This is a genomic window from Peribacillus sp. NPDC076916 (assembly GCF_050269675.1).
GTDB lineage: Bacteria > Bacillota > Bacilli > Bacillales > DSM-1321 > Peribacillus > Peribacillus aracenensis.
The window spans coordinates 28,202-51,149 of the sequence record NZ_JBNNIU010000019.1; the positions used below are offsets into that span (position 1 = coordinate 28,202).

The 22,948-nt window shown below is 40.7% G+C and carries 25 protein-coding genes; 1 reads left to right on the forward strand and 24 read right to left on the reverse strand.

Going from position 1 to position 22,948, the window contains the following annotated elements; genetic code table 11:
• Nucleotides 1-51: 51 nt before the first annotated feature.
• The 21 genes from ACQKFG_RS26345 to metG form a co-directional block, all read right to left on the reverse strand.
• Nucleotides 52-282, reverse strand: coding sequence for an anti-sigma-F factor Fin family protein (locus ACQKFG_RS26345; RefSeq protein WP_063574553.1), 231 nt, complete (start codon nt 280-282; stop codon nt 52-54).
• 105 nt (nt 283-387) lie between these two features.
• A complete protein-coding gene (gene pth, locus ACQKFG_RS26350) occupies nt 388-948 on the reverse strand; it encodes an aminoacyl-tRNA hydrolase (RefSeq protein WP_098372664.1) in 561 nt (186 codons plus the stop codon).
• A 261-nt stretch (nt 949-1,209) separates the two neighbouring features.
• Nucleotides 1,210-1,848 carry a 50S ribosomal protein L25/general stress protein Ctc gene (locus ACQKFG_RS26355; protein WP_192207407.1) on the reverse strand — a complete coding sequence of 213 codons (639 nt, stop codon included), beginning with the start codon at nt 1,846-1,848 and terminating at the stop codon, nt 1,210-1,212.
• Nucleotides 1,849-2,009: 161 nt separating this feature from the next.
• Nucleotides 2,010-2,762 (reverse strand): ATP-binding cassette domain-containing protein, encoded by a 753-nt coding sequence (locus ACQKFG_RS26360; RefSeq protein ID WP_192207406.1) that lies wholly within the window; start codon nt 2,760-2,762, stop codon nt 2,010-2,012.
• 13 nt (nt 2,763-2,775) lie between these two features.
• A complete protein-coding gene (ssuC, locus tag ACQKFG_RS26365; RefSeq protein ID WP_192207405.1) occupies nt 2,776-3,561 on the reverse strand; it encodes an aliphatic sulfonate ABC transporter permease SsuC in 786 nt (261 codons plus the stop codon).
• Entirely contained in the window at nt 3,524-4,696 is a 1,173-nt protein-coding gene (ssuD, locus tag ACQKFG_RS26370) for an FMNH2-dependent alkanesulfonate monooxygenase (RefSeq protein WP_192207404.1), read from the reverse strand. The genes ssuC and ssuD overlap by 38 nt, the downstream gene beginning before the upstream one ends.
• 13 nt (nt 4,697-4,709) lie before the next feature.
• Complete coding sequence (locus ACQKFG_RS26375; RefSeq protein ID WP_427563975.1) at nt 4,710-5,690, reverse strand: sulfonate ABC transporter substrate-binding protein; 981 nt, start codon at nt 5,688-5,690, stop codon at nt 4,710-4,712.
• Nucleotides 5,691-5,999: 309 nt separating this feature from the next.
• Nucleotides 6,000-6,953, reverse strand: a complete 954-nt coding sequence (locus tag ACQKFG_RS26380; RefSeq protein ID WP_427563977.1) for a ribose-phosphate diphosphokinase — start codon at nt 6,951-6,953, stop codon at nt 6,000-6,002.
• Nucleotides 6,954-6,968: 15 nt separating this feature from the next.
• Nucleotides 6,969-8,342 carry a bifunctional UDP-N-acetylglucosamine diphosphorylase/glucosamine-1-phosphate N-acetyltransferase GlmU gene (gene glmU / locus ACQKFG_RS26385; protein ID WP_427563979.1) on the reverse strand — a complete coding sequence of 458 codons (1,374 nt, stop codon included), beginning with the start codon at nt 8,340-8,342 and terminating at the stop codon, nt 6,969-6,971.
• Nucleotides 8,343-8,984: 642 nt separating this feature from the next.
• Nucleotides 8,985-9,281 (reverse strand): septation regulator SpoVG, encoded by a 297-nt coding sequence (spoVG, locus tag ACQKFG_RS26390; RefSeq protein ID WP_034316332.1) that lies wholly within the window; start codon nt 9,279-9,281, stop codon nt 8,985-8,987.
• Between the two features lie 189 nt (nt 9,282-9,470).
• Nucleotides 9,471-9,845, reverse strand: coding sequence for a RidA family protein (locus tag ACQKFG_RS26395; protein WP_053537019.1), 375 nt, complete (start codon nt 9,843-9,845; stop codon nt 9,471-9,473).
• A gap of 13 nt (nt 9,846-9,858) precedes the next feature.
• Nucleotides 9,859-10,683 carry a pur operon repressor gene (gene purR / locus ACQKFG_RS26400; protein ID WP_101225907.1) on the reverse strand — a complete coding sequence of 275 codons (825 nt, stop codon included), beginning with the start codon at nt 10,681-10,683 and terminating at the stop codon, nt 9,859-9,861.
• 62 nt (nt 10,684-10,745) lie between these two features.
• A complete protein-coding gene (gene ispE / locus ACQKFG_RS26405; protein ID WP_098372657.1) occupies nt 10,746-11,615 on the reverse strand; it encodes a 4-(cytidine 5'-diphospho)-2-C-methyl-D-erythritol kinase in 870 nt (289 codons plus the stop codon).
• 311 nt (nt 11,616-11,926) lie between these two features.
• Nucleotides 11,927-12,103, reverse strand: coding sequence for a small, acid-soluble spore protein, alpha/beta type (locus ACQKFG_RS26410; protein ID WP_034316340.1), 177 nt, complete (start codon nt 12,101-12,103; stop codon nt 11,927-11,929).
• Between the two features lie 149 nt (nt 12,104-12,252).
• Nucleotides 12,253-12,504: a biofilm formation stimulator Veg gene (gene veg, locus ACQKFG_RS26415; protein ID WP_034316343.1), complete on the reverse strand. Its 252-nt coding sequence runs from the start codon at nt 12,502-12,504 to the stop codon at nt 12,253-12,255.
• A 313-nt stretch (nt 12,505-12,817) separates the two neighbouring features.
• Nucleotides 12,818-13,696 carry a sporulation peptidase YabG gene (gene yabG / locus ACQKFG_RS26420; RefSeq protein ID WP_427563982.1) on the reverse strand — a complete coding sequence of 293 codons (879 nt, stop codon included), beginning with the start codon at nt 13,694-13,696 and terminating at the stop codon, nt 12,818-12,820.
• 201 nt (nt 13,697-13,897) lie between these two features.
• Nucleotides 13,898-14,776: a 16S rRNA (adenine(1518)-N(6)/adenine(1519)-N(6))-dimethyltransferase RsmA gene (rsmA, locus tag ACQKFG_RS26425; RefSeq protein WP_349730533.1), complete on the reverse strand. Its 879-nt coding sequence runs from the start codon at nt 14,774-14,776 to the stop codon at nt 13,898-13,900.
• Entirely contained in the window at nt 14,769-15,332 is a 564-nt protein-coding gene (gene rnmV, locus ACQKFG_RS26430; protein ID WP_192207399.1) for a ribonuclease M5, read from the reverse strand. The genes rsmA and rnmV overlap by 8 nt, the downstream gene beginning before the upstream one ends.
• 250 nt (nt 15,333-15,582) lie before the next feature.
• A complete protein-coding gene (locus ACQKFG_RS26435) occupies nt 15,583-16,737 on the reverse strand; it encodes a G5 and 3D domain-containing protein (protein WP_228467586.1) in 1,155 nt (384 codons plus the stop codon).
• A gap of 279 nt (nt 16,738-17,016) precedes the next feature.
• The gene (locus ACQKFG_RS26440; protein ID WP_192207397.1) at nt 17,017-17,784 is read right to left on the reverse strand and encodes a TatD family hydrolase; all 768 of its coding nucleotides are present in this window, start codon (nt 17,782-17,784) and stop codon (nt 17,017-17,019) included.
• A 203-nt stretch (nt 17,785-17,987) separates the two neighbouring features.
• Nucleotides 17,988-19,949 (reverse strand): methionine--tRNA ligase, encoded by a 1,962-nt coding sequence (gene metG, locus ACQKFG_RS26445; RefSeq protein ID WP_427563986.1) that lies wholly within the window; start codon nt 19,947-19,949, stop codon nt 17,988-17,990.
• Between the two features lie 633 nt (nt 19,950-20,582).
• Here metG and ACQKFG_RS26450 point away from each other — a divergent pair.
• The gene (locus ACQKFG_RS26450) at nt 20,583-20,867 is read left to right on the forward strand and encodes an AbrB/MazE/SpoVT family DNA-binding domain-containing protein (protein WP_048689982.1); all 285 of its coding nucleotides are present in this window, start codon (nt 20,583-20,585) and stop codon (nt 20,865-20,867) included.
• Between the two features lie 46 nt (nt 20,868-20,913).
• Here the strand turns inward: ACQKFG_RS26450 and rsmI are convergent, their stop codons facing one another.
• Genes rsmI through ACQKFG_RS26465 form a run of 3 tightly spaced genes read right to left on the reverse strand, consistent with a single transcriptional unit; the run spans nt 20,914 to nt 22,787 of the window.
• A complete protein-coding gene (gene rsmI / locus ACQKFG_RS26455; protein WP_427563988.1) occupies nt 20,914-21,795 on the reverse strand; it encodes a 16S rRNA (cytidine(1402)-2'-O)-methyltransferase in 882 nt (293 codons plus the stop codon).
• Nucleotide 21,796: 1 nt separating this feature from the next.
• Nucleotides 21,797-22,057: a GIY-YIG nuclease family protein gene (locus ACQKFG_RS26460; RefSeq protein WP_192207394.1), complete on the reverse strand. Its 261-nt coding sequence runs from the start codon at nt 22,055-22,057 to the stop codon at nt 21,797-21,799.
• A complete protein-coding gene (locus ACQKFG_RS26465; protein ID WP_349730536.1) occupies nt 22,044-22,787 on the reverse strand; it encodes a tRNA1(Val) (adenine(37)-N6)-methyltransferase in 744 nt (247 codons plus the stop codon). Before ACQKFG_RS26465 ends, ACQKFG_RS26460 begins: the two co-directional genes overlap by 14 nt.
• Nucleotides 22,788-22,948: the final 161 nt, after the last annotated feature.

Genomic DNA, 22,948 nt, shown 5'->3' on the forward strand with positions numbered 1-22,948 from the left:
ATTCCAGACAAACGGAAAAATGCTTTGGATTTTGTCCAAAGCCCTCTCCCGCTAATGAATAATATAATCGTTTTCATACAAATCAGGGTTTCTTTGCAGCGTTTCATGGCAATCTTCACATATCGCCCTTACATGCATATCCCCTTCAGAATCATAAACGATCATCTCTTGTCGCTCTTCATCGGTAAGTTGATTAAAACCTAACTGCTCCGTACTCAGTGAGTGTGCCTCGATTGAGCCCAGCTTAGTTCCGCAATGTCGGCATCGATAATGGAGAGCCATTTGGTAACCCCCTATTTTAGTAATAGTGTTAGTATGTACAAAAATAGAGGAGTTTTATTCAGCGAAACAGGAAGATATTATTCTTTACTTATATCTACTCTCTGCTTATTGGTTATATTCGTTCATGACCTGTATAAATGGCTTTTCCATCCAAGCTTCACAAGAAGCTGCGCTTTTTTCGATCGTTGCCCCGACATGATCCCATTCTTCAGGCGAAAAACGCCCCAATACATAATCAGATACCGGAATGCGGCCAATCGGGCGGCCAATGCCTATTCTGATTCGATTGAATTCTTGCGTACCCAAATGGGCAATTGATGATTTTATCCCATTATGACCGCCTGCACTACCCTTTTGACGAAGGCGGAGCTTCCCTGGAGGCAAATCAAGGTCATCATAGATAATAACCACATCCGCGATATCCACCTTAAAGAAATGCATGACAGCCGAAATGGATTCGCCTGACAAATTCATGTAGGTTAATGGTTTAAGCAATAAAACTTTTTCTCCCTTTACCATCCCTGCACCATATATTCCCTTATGTTTTGCTTGATCAAGCGGAATCGACCATCTTTTGGATAACTCATCTATTACTTCAAATCCGACGTTATGCCGGGTTTTTTCATACTGTTTACCTGGGTTCCCTAACCCTACAATAATTTTCATGATTCACACTCCGTCATTACGGTTATTTAGGGAGTTACGCTGGGACGAAGTTTTTCCAAGATCATTGACCTTAGAAAAATAGTACCCTAATTTCAAGCTGGCCTGCAAGCGACAGGAGAACTAATTAGGAAAAATCCTAATTTAAGGAATCCATTACGAAAAAAATGGTCCGGTTTAAAAGACTGCATCCAGAGATTGAAAAGACGTAACTCGTTAAGAGCTACGCCTATTATATCACGATTCACTTGTTTAATCCCGGCATCATGACTCTTGTGATGCCTTGGTTTCCCTGCCTTCTTCATTTTCAGGGATACCGCCATCTTGCTGTTCACCTGTACTTATTTCCTCTTCCTGACGAGGAGCCAAAACGGATGCAACAACTTCTTCTCCATCATTGTCGATTGTAACTTGCTTTTTCGTTTGGATATCGGATATGTAGATTGTATCCCCTACCTGAAGTTCAGTAACGTCCACATCGATGGAGTCAGGAATGTCATTAGGTTTAGCCGTAACCGTGACTTCATGAAGTGACTGCTGAAGGACCCCACCGTCTTTCACGCCTTTACAAACACCGACAAGGTTAATGCGAACTTGCGCTTGTAATTGAGCGGACATATCTACAATTAAAAAGTCTGCATGATAAATGGAGTTCTTTATTGGATCCTTTTGATAGTCAGAGAGCATGACTTTATAACTCGAACCTTCCATTTCCAAAGAAATGATTCCATTACGGCCTATTTCCTTGATCGTCTTTTGAAGCTCGATACTATTGACTGAAATGGCCGTACTGTCATTTTTATTGCCATATACTATCGCAGGGATTTCGCCGCTTTCCCTCAAATTCCTTAAATTAGAGTGTTTTGAATCCGTACGTTCTTTTGCAGCTAATATATTACTCATACATCCTCCGCCTTCCTGAATATGAATTACAAGTTTCTCTATATTTAACATTTCCCTAAATGGCGAATCATTAAACATGAAAGGTAAAATCCGAAGGAAGCAAGAAGGGGATAAACATATGGTAAACATAGGGATTTCCCACAAAATCTTTTTTCGCTCATTCAAGCGTGAATTGCCTTTTTTTCCATTCCCCCCTCAACTTGCATCACTCTGTCAAGGATTTGTGCTGCTAGTGATGAGTATTGAATACTATCCTTTTTCCGTGGTCTCGGCAGATTGATTTCCTTATTCATGACGACTTTTCCCTCTTCGATTAATATGACGCGGTCGGCTAGCATTACGGCCTCTTCAACATCATGTGTAACAAGCAAGGCAGTAAAGTCCCTTTTCCTCCATAATTCTTCAATCAGCCTTTGCATGCCAATTCTCGTCAAAGCATCCAATGCCCCTAACGGCTCATCCAAGAGGAGAATGTCAGGTTGGTTCACCAATGCCCTTGCTAATGCAACTCTTTGTTTTTGCCCACCGGATAAAACGGACGGCCAATCACTTGCCCGGTCTGCTAGGCCCACTTGCTCCAGTAATTCCATAGCATTTGGCTTCCAATCCCCTTTCAAGCCGATACCAATATTTTCAAGGATTTTTTTCCAAGGAAAAAGCCTTCCGTCCTGAAACATCGTACGTGAAGATTTATTTAATCCTTTCAATGGCTTTCCATTCACCAGTATCTGCCCGCCTGTCGGTTTTTCCAGGCCTGCCACAAGACGAAGCAATGTGCTCTTTCCACATCCACTCTTACCGACAATGGCTACGAATTCCCCTTTTTTAAATGTGAGGTCCATCCCTTTTAATACTTCAAACTCCCCAAAATCCTTTCTTACACCCTGCAACTCCAACGATTTTCCATTTTTCATATTAATGACCTCCTCATTGATATGATGGATGCCACTTCAAGCATCTTTTTTCGATCATTTTGGCCGCAACGTCCGATATTTTTCCCAATAAGGCATATAAGAGAATACTAAGAACAACAATATCCATCCTCATGAATTCCCGGGCATTCATAGCCATATATCCTATTCCAGAATTAGCGGATATTGTTTCAGCGACAATTAATGTGACCCACATGATTCCAAGAGAGAAGCGGATACCCACCAAAATGGATGGAAAGGCGGCAGGGAGAATAACATTCCAGAATAAAGAAATACCGCTTAACCCATAAACCCTCGCTGCTTCGACCAATCCCTTATCCACCGATTTCACTCCATGAAATGTATTTAGATATATGGGAAAAAGAACACCTAAAGCGACAAGGAAGATTTTCGCTTCCTCTTCTATACCAAACCATAGAATCACCAGCGGTATTAAAGCTAAATGCGGAATGTTACGCAACATTTGAAGCGAGGTATCGAATAAGGTTTCAGCAATGGATGATAATCCATTTAATAAACCTAGTACAAAACCAATGATCCCGCCTATTAAAAAGCCGATGAAGGCACGCTGGGCACTGATGCCGATATAATCTATAAGTTCACCTGTCTTCAATAAAGCGACACCTGCTTGAAACACTTCAGTCGGGGCAGGCAATATCCGATCCGACAAAATCCCCCACAAAGACAGCAGCTGCCAAGTTATCAAAAGGAGAATCGGCACAAGCCAAGATATGAGGTGGAACCTATTGAACTTTTTGCTTAATTTTTTCTGCATCTTCATTTTCACTTCCTTTTGTAGGGTAGTGGTCATTGGCCAGTATTTCCCCAAATGGGCTCGTAGCTTTAGAAACGGGACTTTCCAACTGTTCAACAGGGAGTAAAGGGAATAATAATTCCGCAACTCTGTACGCTTCTTCAAGATGAGGGTATCCAGATAAAACAAAGGATTCTATTCCGATTTCTTCATATTCCTTCATTCTGGCAGCGACATTTTCTGCACTCCCTACTAGTGCCGTACCAGCGCCTCCACGGACTAGGCCTACACCTGCCCAAAGGTTAGGGCTGATTTCAAGCGAATCCCTATTTCCGTTATGGAGTTGCGACATTCGCTTTTGGCCCACTGAATCAAACCTTTCAAAGATCTTTTGTGAATTTTCAATCATTTCGTCATCCACATATTTTATGAGTTCATCCGCTGCCTGCCAAGCTTCTTCTTCCGTTTCCCTTACAATGACATGCATCCGTATGCCAAACCTGACCTCACGTCCATATTCGGCTGCCTTTTTACGTACCTTTTCAATTTTTTCAGCCACTTGCACAGGCGGCTCACCCCAAGTTAAGTACACATCAATATGCTTTCCTGATATATCGATGGCCGGGTCGGATGAACCTCCAAAATAGAGCGGTGGGTACGGTTTTTGTACAGGTGGCAACAGAATATCCCCGCCTTCAATCTTTAGGTGCTCCCCTTCAAAGTCCACTTTGTCCCCGGACATCTCCTTTCTCCAGATGTCAAGAAATTCATCTGTTTGCCCATATCGTTCCTTATGATTCAGAAATACGCCATCACCTGCCAGTTCGACCGGGTCCCCTCCAGTTACCACATTGATCAAGAGACGTCCATTCGACAGCCGGTCGAAGCTCGAAGCCATCCTGGCAGCCAAGGTTGGCGACATTAAACCTGGTCGGACCGCAACTAGAAATTTCATTCTTTCCGTTGCGGAAATCAATGAAGAGCCCACTACCCATGCATCCTCACAAGACCGTCCCGTCGGAAGTAAAGCCCCTTCAAAACCCAAATGATCAACCGCCTGCGCTATTTGTTTTAAATAAGGAAGCGTGATTGCCCTCCCTCCCTTTGTCGATCCTAAATAGCGACTTTCCCCGTGCGATGGTAAAAACCAAAATACTTTCATTTTCATTTCCCCCTTAATTTTTTTTAACATCTGCAGATGCATCCAGAACATTAATCTTGCTTGGAATTAATTTAAGATTGTAAAACGTATCGGCAATCTTTTGTTGATCATCCAAAACCCCATTGGAAATCTCCTCAAGTCCATATTCTTTTCTATTTAATGTTTTTTCCAATGCCTCCACACTCATTCCAATTTCCGGAGATAAAAACTCAGCGACTTCCCTTGGGTTTTCTTCAATCCATTTATCAACTTTTATCAGTTCTTCTTTGATAATCTTCAAGGCCTCTTCGTTCCCGGCAAATGAATCAGTTGCCAAAAAGAATTCACGATTCGCCACCAGTCCATCTCCATCCTGAATCGTTTTCGTTTCAAGTTCCAATTCCGCTGCTGATAAAAATGGATCCCATATTACCCAGGCATCGATTTGGTTCCCTTCAAAAGCAGCCCTCGCATCAGCCGGTGGCAAGTAGACGGGCTGAATGTCATCAAGAGTAAGACCTGCTTCCTCTAACGCTTTGACCAATAGGTAATGAACATTGGAACCTTTATTCAAGCCAACCTTCTTACCTTTTAAATCTTTCACATTTTTAATGAGTGAATCCTTTTGTACAACTATAGCCTCTCCTGATGGGTTAGCCGGCTGATTGGCAATATAGACAAGCGGAGCATTGGCCGCTTGTGCAAATATCGGCGGTGCCTCCCCTGTGTGCCCAAAATCAATGCTGCCGACATTCAAAGCTTCAAGCAGTTGAGGTCCTGCAGGGAATTCAGTCCAATCGACTGTATAACCCACTTCCTTTAAATGTGTATCCAGCTCCCCTTTTGATTTTAAAATATTTAATGTCCCGAATTTTTGATAACCGATTCGGATGGTCTTATTCAATTCTTTTGCATCAGCACTTGTGGAACTGTTCTTTTCCTGCCCGCACGCACTTACTATCAGCATGAAGATGCTGAAGATGGACAGCAGCCATATCTTTCGTTTTTTCTTCATATTCTGCACACCCTTCTTAAACTATTTATTTAAAAATAAAAGGCTCCTTTTCTTCACCAATAGGACAATAGGGCAAAAAGATGCCTAATGTTCAATGGTAAGTGAAAAGGAGCCTTCGGTAGTCCGATCGGCGTTAACCAATATGCACTTGCTTTAGTACAGGTTTTCATTCCATGAATATGAAGTGAATTTGTATAGCTATTTTATTATTAGTATTCATATCTGTCAACTATGGATTTATATTTTTTGAAAATTTCAAACCAAAATACGGCGAGCCCTAGGGCCCGCCGTGTTTGGTTAATTTTTTTTTCAATCGAATAATGTGCTGACTGATTGTTCCTCATGCACACGAATAATTGCCTCTGCAATCAAAGGTGCTACAGAAAGTCCAGTAATTTTATCGATTTTCTTATCTTCAGATAGGGCAATCGAGTTAGTCACGACCAATTCCTTAATCGTTGAATTTTGAATCCTTTCGATGGCAGGGCCTGAAAGGACTGGGTGTGTACAACAAGCATACACTGCTTTAGCACCATTCTCTACAAGGGCATTGGCTGCTAGTGTAATAGTCCCGGCAGTATCGATGATGTCATCAATCAGTATTGCTGTCTTCCCTTCAATATTACCAATGATGTTCATGACTTCAGCCACGTTCGGTCTTGGACGGCGCTTATCGATAATGGCAATCGGTGCTTTTAGGCGATCGGCCATTTTACGGGCACGTGTTACACCACCATGATCTGGGGAAACGATGACGATATCACTTAAATCTTTTTCCTTGAAGAAATCAGCTAAAATCGGAACAGCAACAAGGTGATCGATCAGAATATCGAAGAAACCTTGAATTTGTGGTGCGTGAAGATCTAATGTGATAACACGGTGGGCACCAGCCGTTTCTAGAAGATTTGCGACAAGTTTAGCTGTAATTGGTTCACGCGCACGCGCTTTACGATCTTGTCGGGCATAACCGTAATATGGCATGACAATATTGATCGTTTTAGCTGAAGCACGTTTAAGAGCATCGATCATAATTAAAAGTTCCATTAAATTTTCATTGACTGGTTGGCTTGTTGATTGGATTACGTAAACGTCACAGCCACGAATACTTTCTTCAATATTGATCTGAACTTCACCGTCACTGAAACTTGTTACGCTACATTTTCCAAGTTCAACACCGATTGCAGCTGCAATTTCCTCAGCTAAATCGAAGTTTGAATTTAAAGAGAACACTTTTAAATTAGGATCTAAATACTGATTTGACATGATGACCTCCGTCGGTTATTTATTAAATTTCAAATTCTTGACATAATCTTCTTTGTTAACTTGACGAGCACGGGCAACGGATAGGGCTTCCGGCGGTACATCTTGCGTAATGGTTGACCCAGCAGCTACATATGCCCCTTCTCCTACCGTCACGGGTGCAACCAGGTTAGAATTGCAGCCTATGAAGACATTGTCTTCAATCTTCGTCAAATGTTTATTTTTCCCGTCGTAATTCACGGTAATTGATCCGCAGCCTATATTAACATTCTCCCCAACCTCTGCATCTCCAATATAACTCAAGTGAGAGGCCTTGCTTCCTTCGCCAAAAACGGTCTTTTTAATTTCGACAAAATTACCGATCTTAACGGAATCCTTAATATCCGATTGAGGTCTAACATGTGCGAATGGACCAATTTTAACAAAACTTCCAATACTGCTTTCATGTACAACCGATTGGAGGACTTCCGTTCCATCACCAATTTCACAATTACTGATTTCCGTATTCGGGCCAATTATGCAATCCTGCCCGATAATACTTTTTCCTTTAATGAATGATCCAGGGCTAATGACTGTATCCTGTCCGATTTGCACATCCGCTTCAATGTACGTAGTTAGCGGATCGATGATCGTTACACCATTCCTCATATGCGTTTCATTGATGCGTTTCCGTAAAATTTGCTCCGCCTGCGATAAGGCAACTCGGTCATTTACACCCAATGTCTCCTCTAAATCACTGGATTGGAAGGCCGTCACCACTTCGCCTTCCTCTTTTAAGATTTCAATAACATCCGGTAAATAATATTCTCCCTGGACGTTTTCATTTGAAACTTTTTTCAGCGCGCTAAATAATGCTTGATTATCGAAGCAATATGTACCGGTATTTATTTCCTTAACATATCTTTCTTCATCAGTGGCATCCTTATGCTCGACGATTTTTTCTACAAGACCGCCTTCACCGCGAAGGACCCTTCCATAACCAGCAGGATTATCTGCATATGCTGTTAAGATTGTTGCTTTCGCCTGACTTTGCTCATGCAATGCTATAAGCTCTTTCATCGTTTCCGCTTTAATCAGAGGCGTATCACCGCAAATAACAAGGGTCGTTCCACTTTTTACGGATAAAGCGCTTTCCGCTTGCATTACAGCATGTGCCGTACCTAATTGCTGTTCTTGTAAGGCATACTTGCATGAATCACCAAGTTGTTCTTGTACTTTTTCAGCTCCATGGCCGATGACTGTAACAATATCTTCTATTTGAAGTTGATTGACTTGATCGATAACATGTTGTACCATTGGTTTCCCGCAAACAGGGTGCAAAACCTTATAAAGCTTAGATTTCATCCTAGTACCTTGCCCAGCGGCCAATATTATTGCATAGCGATTACTCATAACAGGCCTCCATTTTCACCTTTTTATCCACTAAAAATATTATCTCAAATAGTGATTCTTTTCAAGGTAACAATTAAAAGTACATATAATTGTCAACCAATCAGGTAAAAAAAGTTCAGTTTCCGACAGCCTTGTTAATGTTATTAATGGACCTTTTAGCATTATTTTAAATCATGGTCGATGTCATTTTCATTAACGGCATAATACAGGAACCACGTCTCCTCCCTTCTATAACACCAGCAAGCCCCATTGTCCCAAAACATTGCCATGATCGCGCTAGACCTATGTACAAGCCATATGAAAGTACTGCACCCTTTGTTAACTTCCATTCCAAAACTAGATTACCGTTTCAATTCATCTTCAGCACATAAGACGGATGGAGTAAGTGATATCCTCAAATCCCGCTTAAGTGAATTTCAATTTCAGGATGAACAAAAAGGTTTAAAAAATAAAAAGGTTGGGTATTTAAACTTTGAAGATATCACCTTAATTTTACAATTTTGATAATTAAAGCAATTGCCTATGCGATGAGCGAATAGGTTCTATACTTATCCGTTTATGAATAAATAAAAAAGAGCACTACTTATGAAGTAGGCTCTAGATGCACTAATTATAAATTTAAAGTTTAAAAGTAAGGTTATTTTAAGAAGCACCTGCTCCAGCTTCCTCTAATTCAGTTTCAAGTTCTCCCAATCGATGATATTCTGTCAAGACAGCTTCTTGAATTTTCCCGCGTGTCGAGGAATTGATTGGATGAGCGATATCCCGGAATTCTCCATCTGGAGTTCGTTTACTTGGCATTGCTACAAATAAACCATTGTTTCCGTCGATCACACGAATATCATGAACCACAAATTCATTATCCAGTGTAATTGATGCGATAGCTCTCATACGACCATCCGTATTCACACGGCGTAATCTTACGTCAGTTACTTCCATTTAAGCTCACCATCCCTTTTTGTTGTTGTTAAAACTTAAAGTACATATTCAACAAAAAAACGTGAACTCCTTCTATTATCTGTAATTTTTTTAGAAAATTCAGCCTAGTTTTCAAAAATACTAAAAATCACCCTGATATTACAGGATGATACCCATTACGAATTTCCTAAAAAATAAAAAAACGCCCGTTTATTTAACGAGCGCTACCACTTCTATTTCCACTAGTGCATCTTTAGGAAGGCGAGCAACCTCTACACAAGAGCGAGCAGGTTTGTGAGCAGAAAAATATTCTCCGTAAATTTCATTAATCGAACCGAAATCATCCATACTTTTAATGAATACTGTTGCCTTAATGACAGTTTCCAATGAAGCCCCAGCTTCTTTCAAAACAGCTTGGAGATTCTTAAAGACCTGGTGTGTCTGTTCCTTTACATCCCCAGTCACCATCTCACCAGAAGCAGTAAGTGGGATCTGTCCTGAACTGAAAAATAACTTATCCACGATCACGCCTTGTGAATATGGTCCGATCGCTGCCGGTGCTTCATCAGTATGTATCGTTTTCATTAAATGATTCCCCCTATTCCTTTTTCGTAAAATAATTCCCACGGCTTACATTGATTTTCTTGTCTCTTTCGACCACCTGCGTCAACTTGATTAATGAAACATAGTCCTCGACAAGGCACTCCTCAGTATGTTCGGATTCGACCAGCACTGCTATTCCGGCAACTGTTGCCTTAAATTCATCCAATAGACTGACCATACCGTTAATGGTACCCCCAGCCTTCATGAAATCGTCTACAATTAATACATTCGAACCTTCAACCAAGCTTCTCTTAGAGAGTACCATAGTCTGAATCCGCTTTGAAGAGCCTGAAACATAATTGATGCTCACTGTAGAACCTTCCGTTACTTTATTATTCCTTCTTACAATGACAACTGGAACATTCAAATAATTTGCCACGGCGTATGCTAATGATATCCCTTTGGTTGCCATTGTCATGATGACTGAGACATTTTTCTTGGCATACATTGAAGCGATTATCCTTCCAACCTTATTCACGGTTTGCGGATGTCCTAATATGTCTGTCATATATAGATAACCGCCAGGAAGTAACCTTTCGGGACTAGCGATCGTATCGCATAATCCGTCAATGAAGGCATTGGCTTCTTCTTCCTTGATGGAAACAATATATTTCACCCCACCGGCCGCACCTGGAACGGTTGTTAAAGATCCTATCCCCCGTTGTTCAAAGGTATCTTTGATGATTGTCAAATCTTCACTGATCGAGGATTTTGCCGAACTATATCTTTCAGCAAAATAAGTCAGCGAAACAAGTTCCCCTGGATGTTCTAATAAATAATTGGTCATATCGACTAGCCTCTCGCTGCGACGAAATTTCATTGAGACACCCCCTTTGTTAATTCCCGAATATTATATAGCAACTATACCACTAATGTACGTTTCTATTCAAGATTGTTTCGATCACCCAGTAAACGGACCGCATAGACTTGGTCACAAAATCCACGAAGTCCATTATAAATTCTTTGCATGCGCGAATCATGTTCCACCAAACCAAAAACGGTCGGACCACTTCCGCTCATCAAGACCGAATCTGCTCCAAATGTCTTCATTTGATCTTTAATGTTTGCAACCTCTGGGTATAACTGCAATGTCACTTGTTCCAGAACATTACCCAACCCTTCACATACATCGTGATAATTGTTTTCCATAATAGCCGAAATCATTCCAGGTACATCCGGATGCTCCATTTTTGATGTCTGGAGCCTTTTGTATATATCTGCCGTCGATACGCCGATCGTCGGTTTGGCCAAGATGACCCAGCATTTTGGCGGTGCGGGAAGATGCGTGATTTTTTCCCCGCGCCCCCTGGCCAATGCCGTTCCTCCATATACGCAAAATGAAACATCAGAGCCAATTTCAGCTCCTATTTCCGCAAGTTCATCCATGGAAAGACCAAGTTTCCACAGTCTATTCAAGCCTCTCAAGGTAGCTGCGGCATCACTGCTTCCACCAGCTAGTCCTGCAGCCACAGGTATATTTTTCTCTATAGTTATGGAAACACCTTTTTTGATCCCAAAACGTTCCTTTAGAATAAATGCAGCTTGATAAGCTAAATTCCGATGATCATCCGGAACAAATCGATTATGGGATAGAATTTGAATATGATTTCCCTTTATTTCCTTTAGTTCAATTCTATCGGCAAGGTCGACTGTCGTCATGATCATTTCCACCTCATGATATCCATCAGGCCGTTTGAAAAGCACATCCAAAGCCAAATTAATTTTAGCCGGGGCTTTTTCCATAAGCTTCAATATGTCCACCTACTTTAACGTTCTTAAAAGTTCTTGTCCTATTCTATCATATTTGTTTATATTCTAAAGGTTTTTTCATCGTAATTTCAATGTAATGAAGCTAAGATCACCCTTAGAGGAGAATAGACACATGTAGGCACGTTGGGGTTCCTGCATCCCAAAAGACTTGCTACATATCCATACAGCATTCACCGATACATAAAAAAACCAGACTCCTTAACTACAATGTAAGCAAAAATGAATGGAGCTATACATTGTATAAAGAGTCCGGCTTCTTCAACATGACGACATGATGCAATTAAGTGTTTGATCTACTCTTTGTTCACCAATTGACGTTGTGCTTTTTCGATAGCAAGCTTTACCATGTTCCCTGCGTCCCTGGCCCGGATTCCTCCCCAGCCTTCTTTCTGGACAACATCGTAAAATCCAAGTTCTTTAGCCAATTCCTCTTTAAGATCATTTGACATAATCCCTTTTTTCCTGCTCAAGCGAAGCAACCCCTTTCCATGCCGTCACATGCCTAGTGTTTGCATCATACGCTATTTCATTACATCCTTTTTAAGCCTTTATTGGAGCTCACAGGTATTCTATACAAAACAAAAGGCAGCAAACAAAGTTGTTCACTGCCTCGTCTAAGTTACATCTCTTGTTGTTTGTTTAAAAATGTTAGTTCTACGGTTTCCGTTAAAACATCCGCATAGCTGTAAGATACTCTTTCAAACGCATTTTCATCTTGGTCGAGCTCAATTACAAAAACAGCCGGATAAGTTTCCGCCAAAGTTCCGAATCGTTCTACAGTCTTTCTTCTTCCACCGTTTGCTTTTAAGAGCAATCTTTTACCTAGGTTTGAATCAAGTGCAGTTTTAATATCAGCTAGAGTTTTTGGCATTTTCGGTCCACCTCACTAAGTTAAGTATATCACAATTTACAAATATACGCAAACAAAATAATAAATTATATCAGCACTTAAAAATGTAGTCAATATATTTTTATCTGAAATTCGGCAAAATCGCGAACAATTTTATTATATCCTGGGAAATGAAAAATTATGTAAACGAACTATTCCATTATCTATTAAGCCGAACTTTCGTAATTAAATCATTACTTACTAACATCACTTAACAAAAAACCGGTTTTTCTGTAACGATATCCGAATTCTTACCCACCAAAAGCAAGCTGCATTCTTTCAAAATGCAGCTCGTTCATTCTTCCTGAAATGGCTTGAAGGGCAGCCCGGTCCGTAGCACCCCTTTTGTCTCAATTCCCCCCAACCCCTTTTCTCCAGTTAATGTATTCCGAAGGACATCCCATACATGAATATGATCGGAAAAAGGCGTAAAGCTTATCTTTCCGACGATATATACCGGATCAAGAGCATGAATATTAACACGGGAAGGAGAACTTGCAAAATTTGCCCCCGCTTGGATCAGCGATTCAAAATGTGACTGACAAGCCCCGGCAAATATAATCAGTTGGTCTAAATGAGAAACTCGCCTTCTCGCTTCTCTAACCGTCTGCACAAAATCCTTTGAGTGACGGTAGGCATTAATATCGGATATCGGCCCTTTTGATTTTGAATAGGCATCATGACCGGTGACAACAAGAATGTCCGGTCGATAATGGTCCAACAGCCCCCCGATTCTTTGGGGCATTTCCTTTTCATTGCAATAGATACCATTGACCGGAATACTGAATTTCTGATATAAATCCATACATTTCCTTAAGTAAGATGCATCCCCATCAACATGGAGGACCCGCCCTGGTATCTGAAAGTATTCACCGCCGTACCGATAACCATTACTTGATTGATAGCCACTTTTTTGTTGTTGCAGCTCTAGATCTTGCGTTAATAAGCGGTAAGATTGTTCTTGAAGTACCTCATTCGACCTTTGTCGATCATTTCTTTCATTATCATTAATGATCATTAAATCTTGAAAAGGTGCATCTGCAATCAATCGGATATCTTCCCCATAAAGAACAGCTTGACGCCTTCCGTCAATATCACGGATATCGATTACCCGGAACAACACGTCGCATTTATAAGAAACCCGACCAACAATATCGTTTATTTGAATATTCATGGCCCCACCCCATGAGAAGACTTATTTTCAGCCCGCCCTAGTTTATTTTCATTCTTAAGTTATGCGAACCATTCTTGAATGGTGAAAGGCGGGGATTGATTACATTTTCGGATACGTTCCCTCATGGCTGGCCCATTTCATAATAAAAAAAGCCGGAAGCTGGGATTGACCCCATTCCGACTTGAATGTTTCACATTTCCTTTATTTGAAATTCGGCAATAATGCATCACTTAAGCGGCCAAATTCTTTGATGCTCAGCGTTTCCCCCCGTCTGGAAGGATCCACTTCCGCAGCTTCGAGAGCGGCCAGTATATGTTCTTTTTTCGCTTTACCATCTGGCAGCTGACTGGTTAAGTTATTTAAAATCGTTTTCCGGCGCTGGGCAAAACTCGCCCGGGTCACCGTGAATAAGAAATCCTCATCCAGGACCTCGACGATCGGCTTCACGCGCTTTGTAAGGCGGATTACAGCTGAATCAACATTAGGCTGAGGCATGAATACCGTTTTGGGTACTATCATCACTGTTTCGGCTTCCGTATAATATTGAATGGCAATGGATAAAGAACCGTATTCCTTTGTCCCAGGTTTTGCGGCAATTCGATCGGCCACTTCCTTTTGCAGCATGCACACGATGCCCCTAATGGGCAGGTCCTCGGACAATAGCTTTAAAATGATGGGTGTCGTGACGTAATATGGAAGATTCGCAACGACCATCAGGTCCGAAAATCCGGAAAATTCCTCCTCGATGACCTTCTTGACATCAGCTTTAAGAACATCCCCGTGAATGATGTTTACATTGTTATAGGGAGACAGTGTATCCGATAAGATGGGCAGCAGACGCTGATCGATTTCAAAGGCCGCAACCTTTTTGCTGCTTTTCGCTAGTTGTTCCGTCAATGCCCCGATTCCCGGCCCAATTTCAATGGCGCCGCTTTCCTCTGTCAAATTGGCATGTTCGACAATACGTTTCAAGATATTCGTATCAATTAAAAAGTTCTGGCCTAAGCTCTTTTTAAAGGAGAATCCATATTTCTTTAATATTTCTTTCGTTCTGACAGGGGTTGCAATATCCTTATTCATTTTTTTCCTCCTGAATTATCTGTACCATCGCTTTTTCAAAAGCCTCAGTTGATATTTGGAACATTTTTAGTCTCTTATATAACTGTTTACCATTGGTAAACCCGATTTTTAAAATAGATCCAAGTTTTTCCCTTCGTTCCTTGGCACCGGATCCCCCGATTAAACCGGCATCTATTAAATCTTGCTGTGAAATCTCTTCTGAAGCCTCTTCATCCATTAATTGGGCTTCCTTTAAAGCATTACGAATTGCCTCAGGAGAAGCATGTTCCACACCAATTCCTCTACCTGACTTAGGAAGGGCTTCCTTCTTCGTTAAAAAGGCGTGTTTACAGCCTTTTACTTGTTCTGAAATTATATTCCTGATTTTTTGACCAGGAAAATCAGGGTCTGTGAAAATGATGGCTCCACGTGTCTTTTGTGCAAGCCTCACCTGCTCAATACAAGACTCGTTCACCGCGGAACCGTTGGTTTCTATTGTATCAGCATTAACAGCCCTTTTTATTGCTACCGTATCGTCTTTTCCTTCTACAACGATAATTTCTTTAATCTTTTTCATGGTTTCCTCCATACAGAAAAGCGCAAGCGCTTTGATTAGCTCTTGGATAAACGTAACCGGTCCCCCGTAAAATTTTCTGGATAGAGAATCCAGTCAAGATCATTTATGAAGTTCACACGCACATATTGAAATCTTATGGAATAGTGGGACGTCTATCTTATTAAAACAGTTTTACCTAGGGTTTTTCAACAAATGGAAAATAAAACGCAAAAAACAGGAGACGAATTCATCTCCTGCGAGAGAAACCTTATTAGTCCAATACACGAATCTTTACCCTCTTTACACCCCAGCGATAAGCATCATTTTTCGAGGAAAAAAAGACGTCAATCCTATTTCCCTTTATTGCTCCGCCTTTGTCAGCAGCTACTGCATAGCCATAGCCATCCACATATACTTTCGAGCCCATAGGAATTACGTTTGGATCGACAGCGATGATTTTCGCACCCGGATTGCTCTTTAGATCCACGCCTGTGGACGTGACACCGGAACAGCCCTTACAACTGGCAGTATAAGCTGTTGATGATACATATATTTCTTTTCCACTTGAAGAACTAACGTTAGTTACTCCGCGTGATGCTTGGGCAACCGTCGTTCGAGTTCCGACCGTTACAACTTTATCCTGCTTTTTATTAACCACTTTTTCTGAAAGTAATTCTCTTTTAACCTCTTTGCCATTTTCTTTAATAACTTCATATTCTTTGGAAATGAGTCCGTCTTTTCCTTCTGTGACAATTTTCTCTTTCCCTTTTGATAAAGAGTCATCTTTTTTAGTTATGACAGCAAAGTCAACTGGTTCTTCCACTACATCGGTGACTTTTTCAATTCGAACTACGTTTACCGTATTCTCAGCTTCAACTTTTTCGGTTAATTCTGGCTCAACACGATCCAAATCATTGAGTTTTACTCCTTGTTGCTTTAAAAAGTCAGCGACAGTAGTCGAAGTTGACCATACCTGCTTTTCGTCTCCACCCACCACTAATTTCAGTGAAAAGGCTTTGTCTATGGCAACTTCCATATTCGCTTTCAGCTTTGTATTTTTCGAAGGGGTGATCTTATCCTGTTCCTTCACACTAAGATTTTGGTCTTTTAAAAGTTCGTCTACCGTATCGGCGGTGGACCAAACATCCTTCGTCTTACCATCCTGTACCATGACGATTTTTTGTGCAGGCTTCCAAACCACCTCTAAATCATCATCTACCTTGGTGGTTCTAGATGGGTGGACGTAGTCTGCGGCTTTAACGGTAATCTCTAAATCTTCCAACATATCATTTACAGTAGCCGCGTGTGTACGCACTACCTCTTTTTTTCCGTCTAGCATGATTGTAACTGTATCCTTTGTTCCTTGATATATCAGTATTCCCAATGCTGTAGAAACAAGAATAGCACTGAAAATGGCAATTGCCATTCTCTTCTTCCCAAAAGGTCTGGGAATAAGGTTTTTCATAGTTTTTAATAGAATGAAAAACTCCTCCTTCCTCCCGGTGATTATATAGACTTAGTTATCAAGCTGTCAACCCATTCACTTCTCATTTAGGAAATTACTACCTATTATGCATATTTCACCTTGAAAAGGAAAGGGCGACTTCTCGACATAATAAGCCTATAGTTGGAGTGAGATTTGTAGAAACCTTAGAAAAAATCAATTTTAGCTAATGAACCCCGGGAGATATTGTAAAAAAAAATGTCAGTTAATGCCGAATAATTTCTTGGCATTTTCCGTTGTTGCCTGGGAAACTTCCTCTAATGTGAGTTGTTTGATTTCTGCAATTTGTTCAGCAACAAGCTTCACATACGAAGGTTCATTACGCTTCCCTCTATAAGGATGGGGAGCCAAGTATGGACAATCGGTCTCTATCAGTAAACGGTCTAAAGGTACGGCTGCTGCCACTTCCTTTGGTTTTTTTGCATTCTTGAAGGTCACAGGGCCACCCAATGAAATATAAAAGTTCATATTGATGCATTCCAAAGCCGTTTCTGCACTTCCGCTAAAGCAATGCATGATGCCTCCAACCCTTGATGCCTCTTCTTCCTTGAGTATGTTCACGATATCCGCGGTCGCTTCCCGATTATGGATGATAATGGGCAGCCCCACCCTTTTTGCCAGTCGGATTTGCTTCCTGAACACCTCCATTTGAACATCTTTCGGTGATTTATCCCAATGATAATCCAGACCCATCTCACCAATGGCCACAACCTTTGGATGATTGGATAATTCCTCGATCCATTGTAAGTCCTCTTCTGTCATATCTATAGCATCCACAGGATGCCATCCGACCGCGGCATACATGAAATCATAAGCTTCTATTAATTCCATTGCCCTTATAATAGTTGGCCGGTCAAAACCAACGACTACCATATGATTGACTCCTGCTTCCTTAGCTCTGTCAATTACGTCCTCGAGATCCTCGTTGAATTGTTCCGCATTAACATGTACATGTGTATCAAATAACATTATTTTTCTCCCTTTCTAGCACTATTTTATTAAAAAATGAAAGTTTTATGTTTCACATTTAGGTAACAAAAAGATTACAAAGGCTCTTATATGTCCAACAAATAAATGCAGAGCCTGAACCTGTATTAAATTACTTTTTCCAAAAGCATAAAGAAAAAAACATAAAAATGTTTCATATGAAACACCTTTATGTTTTCATCGGTTTATTTCACCTTAGAACCATTAGGAATCGATGAATCTATTGTAGCGACTGAGAGCACTCCATCCTGGCTTCCCGCCAAAATCATTCCTTGAGAGAGCTCGCCACGAAGTTTAACAGGTTTCAAATTTGTTACGCATATCACTTTTTTGCCTACTAAATCTTCAGGTTTATAGTGCTGTGCAATGCCTGATACGACTTGGCGCTTCTCATAACCCAAATCAAGCTGAAGTTTAAGAAGCTTATCCGCTTTCTTTACAGGCTCAACTTCCATGACCTGAGCAACACGAAGCTCCACTTTTGTAAAGTCATCAATAGTGATTTCATCGACTTCAGGAATCGTCTCTTCCACTTTTTCCTCGGCCTTGGGGGCGCCACCCTGCATTTGATCTTTAATATATAAAACTTCCTCTTCCATATCCAGACGAGGGAAGATCGGCTCTCCCTTCAAGACTTTTGTTTCAGCAGGAATTTGACCGAATTCCGCTAAACTGTCCCAGGATTTTAACACATCATCTTTGATGCTAAGCTGAGCAAAGATTTTTTCTGGTGTTTGCGTCAAGAACGGTTTCAAAAGGATTGCCGTCCTGCGCAATGATTCCGCCAAATGAACCATGACACTAGCAAGGTCTTCTTTCCTTGATTCATCTTTAGCAAGAGTCCATGGCTGGGTCTCATCAATGAATTTATTGGTTCTGCTCACGAGTTGCCAAATGGATGTTAGTGCAACTGAAAATTCCATGTTTTCCATGGCTTCCTCATACTTGCCTACCGTATCTTGGTTCATTTCAAGCAAAGCCTTTTCGAATTCGCCATTGGATCCTTCGTAATTAGGAATCACACCATCAAAATACTTATTGACCATTGCAACAGTTCGATTTAATAAATTCCCTAAATCATTTGCCAGATCAAAATTGATACGCTCCACAAACCCTTCCGGTGTAAATACTCCATCTGAACCAAATGGTACTTCTCGCAATAAGTAGTAGCGTAAAGAATCCAAACCGTAACGATCAATCAATGTAACGGGATCCACTACATTCCCTTTTGATTTGGACATTTTACCATCTTTCATGAGAAGCCATCCGTGGGCAAAGACTTTCTTTGGAAGCGGCACATCAAGAGCCATTAACATGATCGGCCAATAGATTGTATGGAAACGAACGATTTCCTTTCCTACCAAATGTACATCGGCAGGCCAATAATTCAAGTATTTAGAGTCATTATCCGTCCCGTAACCTAATGCCGTTATATAATTGGTCAATGCATCAATCCATACATAAATAACATGCTTTGGATCTCCCGGCACCTTGATGCCCCAATCGAAAGTAGTACGGGATACGGCCAGATCTTCCAATCCAGGCTTGATGAAGTTATTGATCATTTCATTTTTGCGCGATTCCGGTTGAATGAAATCCGGGTTTTCCTCATAAAACTTCAGTAACCGATCCGCATATTTACTCATCTTAAAGAAATAAGATTCCTCTTTCACCTTTTCAACAGGCCTGCCGCAATCCGGACAATTTCCATTGCTTTCTTCCACCTGACGTTCCGTGAAGAAAGATTCGCAAGGTGTACAATATAATCCTTCATATTGGTCCAAATATATATCACCCTGGTCCAATAGCCTTTTGAAAATCTTGGCTACGACCTCTTTATGGCGATCTTCCGTCGTCCTGATGAAATCATCATATGAAATATCAAGCTTTTCCCAGAGCTCTTTAATCCCTGATACGATATTATCAACATATTGCTGAGGAGTGACTCCATCTTCAGCTGCCTTACGCTGGATTTTTTGACCATGTTCATCAGTTCCTGTTAAATACATGACATCGAAGCCACGCATCCTTTTATAACGAGCCATGGCATCCCCTGCCACTGTCGTATACGCGTGCCCTATATGTAAATTACCACTCGGATAATATATGGGTGTCGTGATATAGAATGTTTTTAATTTATCTTGCACTTCGTTCCCTCCTCATCATTTGAAAAACCGGCTATAGGACTTGCCCAAGCCATAAGAATATATTTTAAGCTATTATCTCTATTTTAACGCTATATACAATTCTGCGCGACAATAATCACTAATCTAATCATCATGTTAATAGAATAAAAAATTGAAGTAAATTTTTCATTTTAACAATAAGGGTACTGGAAGTGAACTTCCCTTATGACAGCATTACCTCTTACCTCAACAAAATATACCTAAATTTCTTTTTTTGTGCAACAACTCACATATTCGTAAACTTTTTCAGAAAATTATCCTTAATTCAGAACTTTTGTTTTGAAACTAAATTATATTTAATCATATAATAGTGAAGTGTGTTTTTTATATGCATACTTTGTCGAAATGTGGTGAAGCGAGTAGTCCTCTGTTTCCTGCTATTTCTTCATTTTTAAAGATATAACCGATTTTTTCTCTATAAAAGCCCTTTTGTTACACGAAAAGAGTCATGCTATTTCTTACAAAAAAATGAAAATAAATCATTGACGAATTTGGGAATGGCTGGTATTATAAATTTATAAAAAAATTTGTCGAATATTGGCGAAAAAAATAGAAATAGGGTACTAGATTGTAACTGAGAGGAGAATTTTTTAAATGAAATCTACAGGTATTGTTCGTAAAGTTGATGAGTTAGGCCGGGTGGTTATTCCAATCGAACTTCGTCGTACATTGGGTATCGCTGAGAAAGACGCTCTTGAAATCTATGTTGATGATGAGCGCATCATCTTGAAAAAATACAAACCAAACATGACTTGCCAAGTTACAGGTGAAGTTTCCGATAACAACCTTACACTTGCTAATGGTAAATTGATCCTTAGTCGTGAAGGTGCAGAATTACTTATTCAAGAAATTCAACAAAACTTCACTGCTTCTAAATAAATGATAAAAAAACTTCCGGTCTTCGGAAGTTTTTTTATGTTTATTATTATTTTATATCAATGTGATACGCCTGATATACATCACGTTTTTGCATATTGCGATCTTTTGCGACCTGCTTGATTGCATCCTTTGAGGTGAACTGCTTGGTTTCCATATAATGATTAACATGACCGACGATGTCAAGGGCCGTCCACCAAGCTTCTTCAGGTTCATCTTCCGACCATTGCCCACCTTCAATTATTAAACAGAACTCACCGCGAATTTCTGATTCCGTCGCCCACGTCAATGCTTCACTCACAGTCCCTCGAATGAACTCTTCAAATTTCTTGGTTAACTCGCGGCATAATACTATACGGCGGTCACCTAAAATTTCATGCATATGTTTCAATGTTTCTTTCAATCGATGTGGCGATTCATAAACAATCCAAGTCGATTCCACTTTTTTTAATTTTTCCAGCTCCTGCTTTTTTTCTTTTGCTCCCCGTTGTAGAAAGCCATAGAAGTAAAATGGCTGCGGAATCAGTCCTGATGCGATCAATGCAGTTAATGCAGCATTGGCCCCTGGCAACGGGATGACTTTAAACTTTTCGGCAATGGCCTCTTTGACCAGTTCATATCCCGGGTCGGATATCGTCGGCAAGCCAGCATCACTTACCAATGCGATGACCTCGCCAGATCGAAGCCTCTCTAGCATTTGCTTCCCGCTATATTCCTTATTATGTTCATGGTAACTGACGATAGGTGTCGAAATTTCAAAGTAGTTGCATAATTTCTTCGTATTTCGCGTGTCCTCAGCAGCAATGACATCCGCTTCCTTCAAGATTCTTAAAGCCCGGAAACTCATATCCTCAAGGTTTCCTATCGGTGTAGGAACCAGATATAGAGCTGGCTCCAATCCTTCTTTTTCAAAACTCTTTTGCTGCCACATATCATGTATCCTCCTTTGCCATCCACTTTTGCTTTTGTTTTCTTGTTAATTGCTTAAACTTATATTCAGCCTGCATGGCCAATGTCCGTGTTTCGAATATTTCATGGTAAATCAGTTCAACCGGGGTCCGGCCCCGTGTATACTTTGCTCCCCTGCCATTATTATGAGCATTAATCCTGCGGTGCAAATTATTCGTATACCCTGCATAATAGCTGCCGTCCCTGCATTTCAAAACATAAAAATAATGCTTATTCCTCTCCATATAGAATCCTTCTGATTTCCGGATTATACTCATTTTGATCATTATATACAACAAGCGGAGGAAGAATCTTCAAATCGGGGCTGCCGTCCTTTATCCCTTCTATAAGAATCGTATTCGCTTCTTTTGAGCTCTTAGGATAAACGAATTGCAGCCGCTTCGGTTCAATTCTGTACATCCTCATGAAATGCAGGATATCCATCAGGCGGCCCGGTCTATGAACGAATGCAGCTTTCCCACCTTGACGCAGCAGCTGGCTTGTAACACGCATGACATCCTCAAGATTGCACATTATTTCATGTCGGGCAATTGCAAAGTGCTCATTTTTGTTAATTTCCTCGATGGATGGCGTCGGGAAATAGGGTGGATTGCAAGTTACGACATCATATTTGCTATACCCTATCTGTTTTGGAATTTCTTTTATATCCCCATGAATCATCTCGATTTGGGAGGACACGCCATTATAGTCCATGCTTCTCTGGGCCATGTCATATAACCGCTCTTGTATTTCAACACCGGTAATTGTCCCTTTCGTTCTTGTACTCAACAGCAAGGGTATGACCCCATTACCTGAGCAAAGATCTACGATTTTCCCTTTTTGGATCGGTACATTTACGAACCTTGATAATAAAACGGCATCTAATGAAAAAGAGAACACCGATGGGCTCTGGATGATCCTTAAATTCTCAGCCAATAGATAATCCAGGCGCTCATCGCCTTTAAGTTCCACCATTGCTGTTACCCTCCTAATCATGTATCGAAAAAGCATGTGTAGGGACCATGCTTCTACATTACTATCGTACAAAAAGGGGCCTGACTCATAGTATGCGTCAGACCCCGAATCACTATATATTGTAAACGGTCTATCTATCACGTAAAAGAAACATCTTTTAT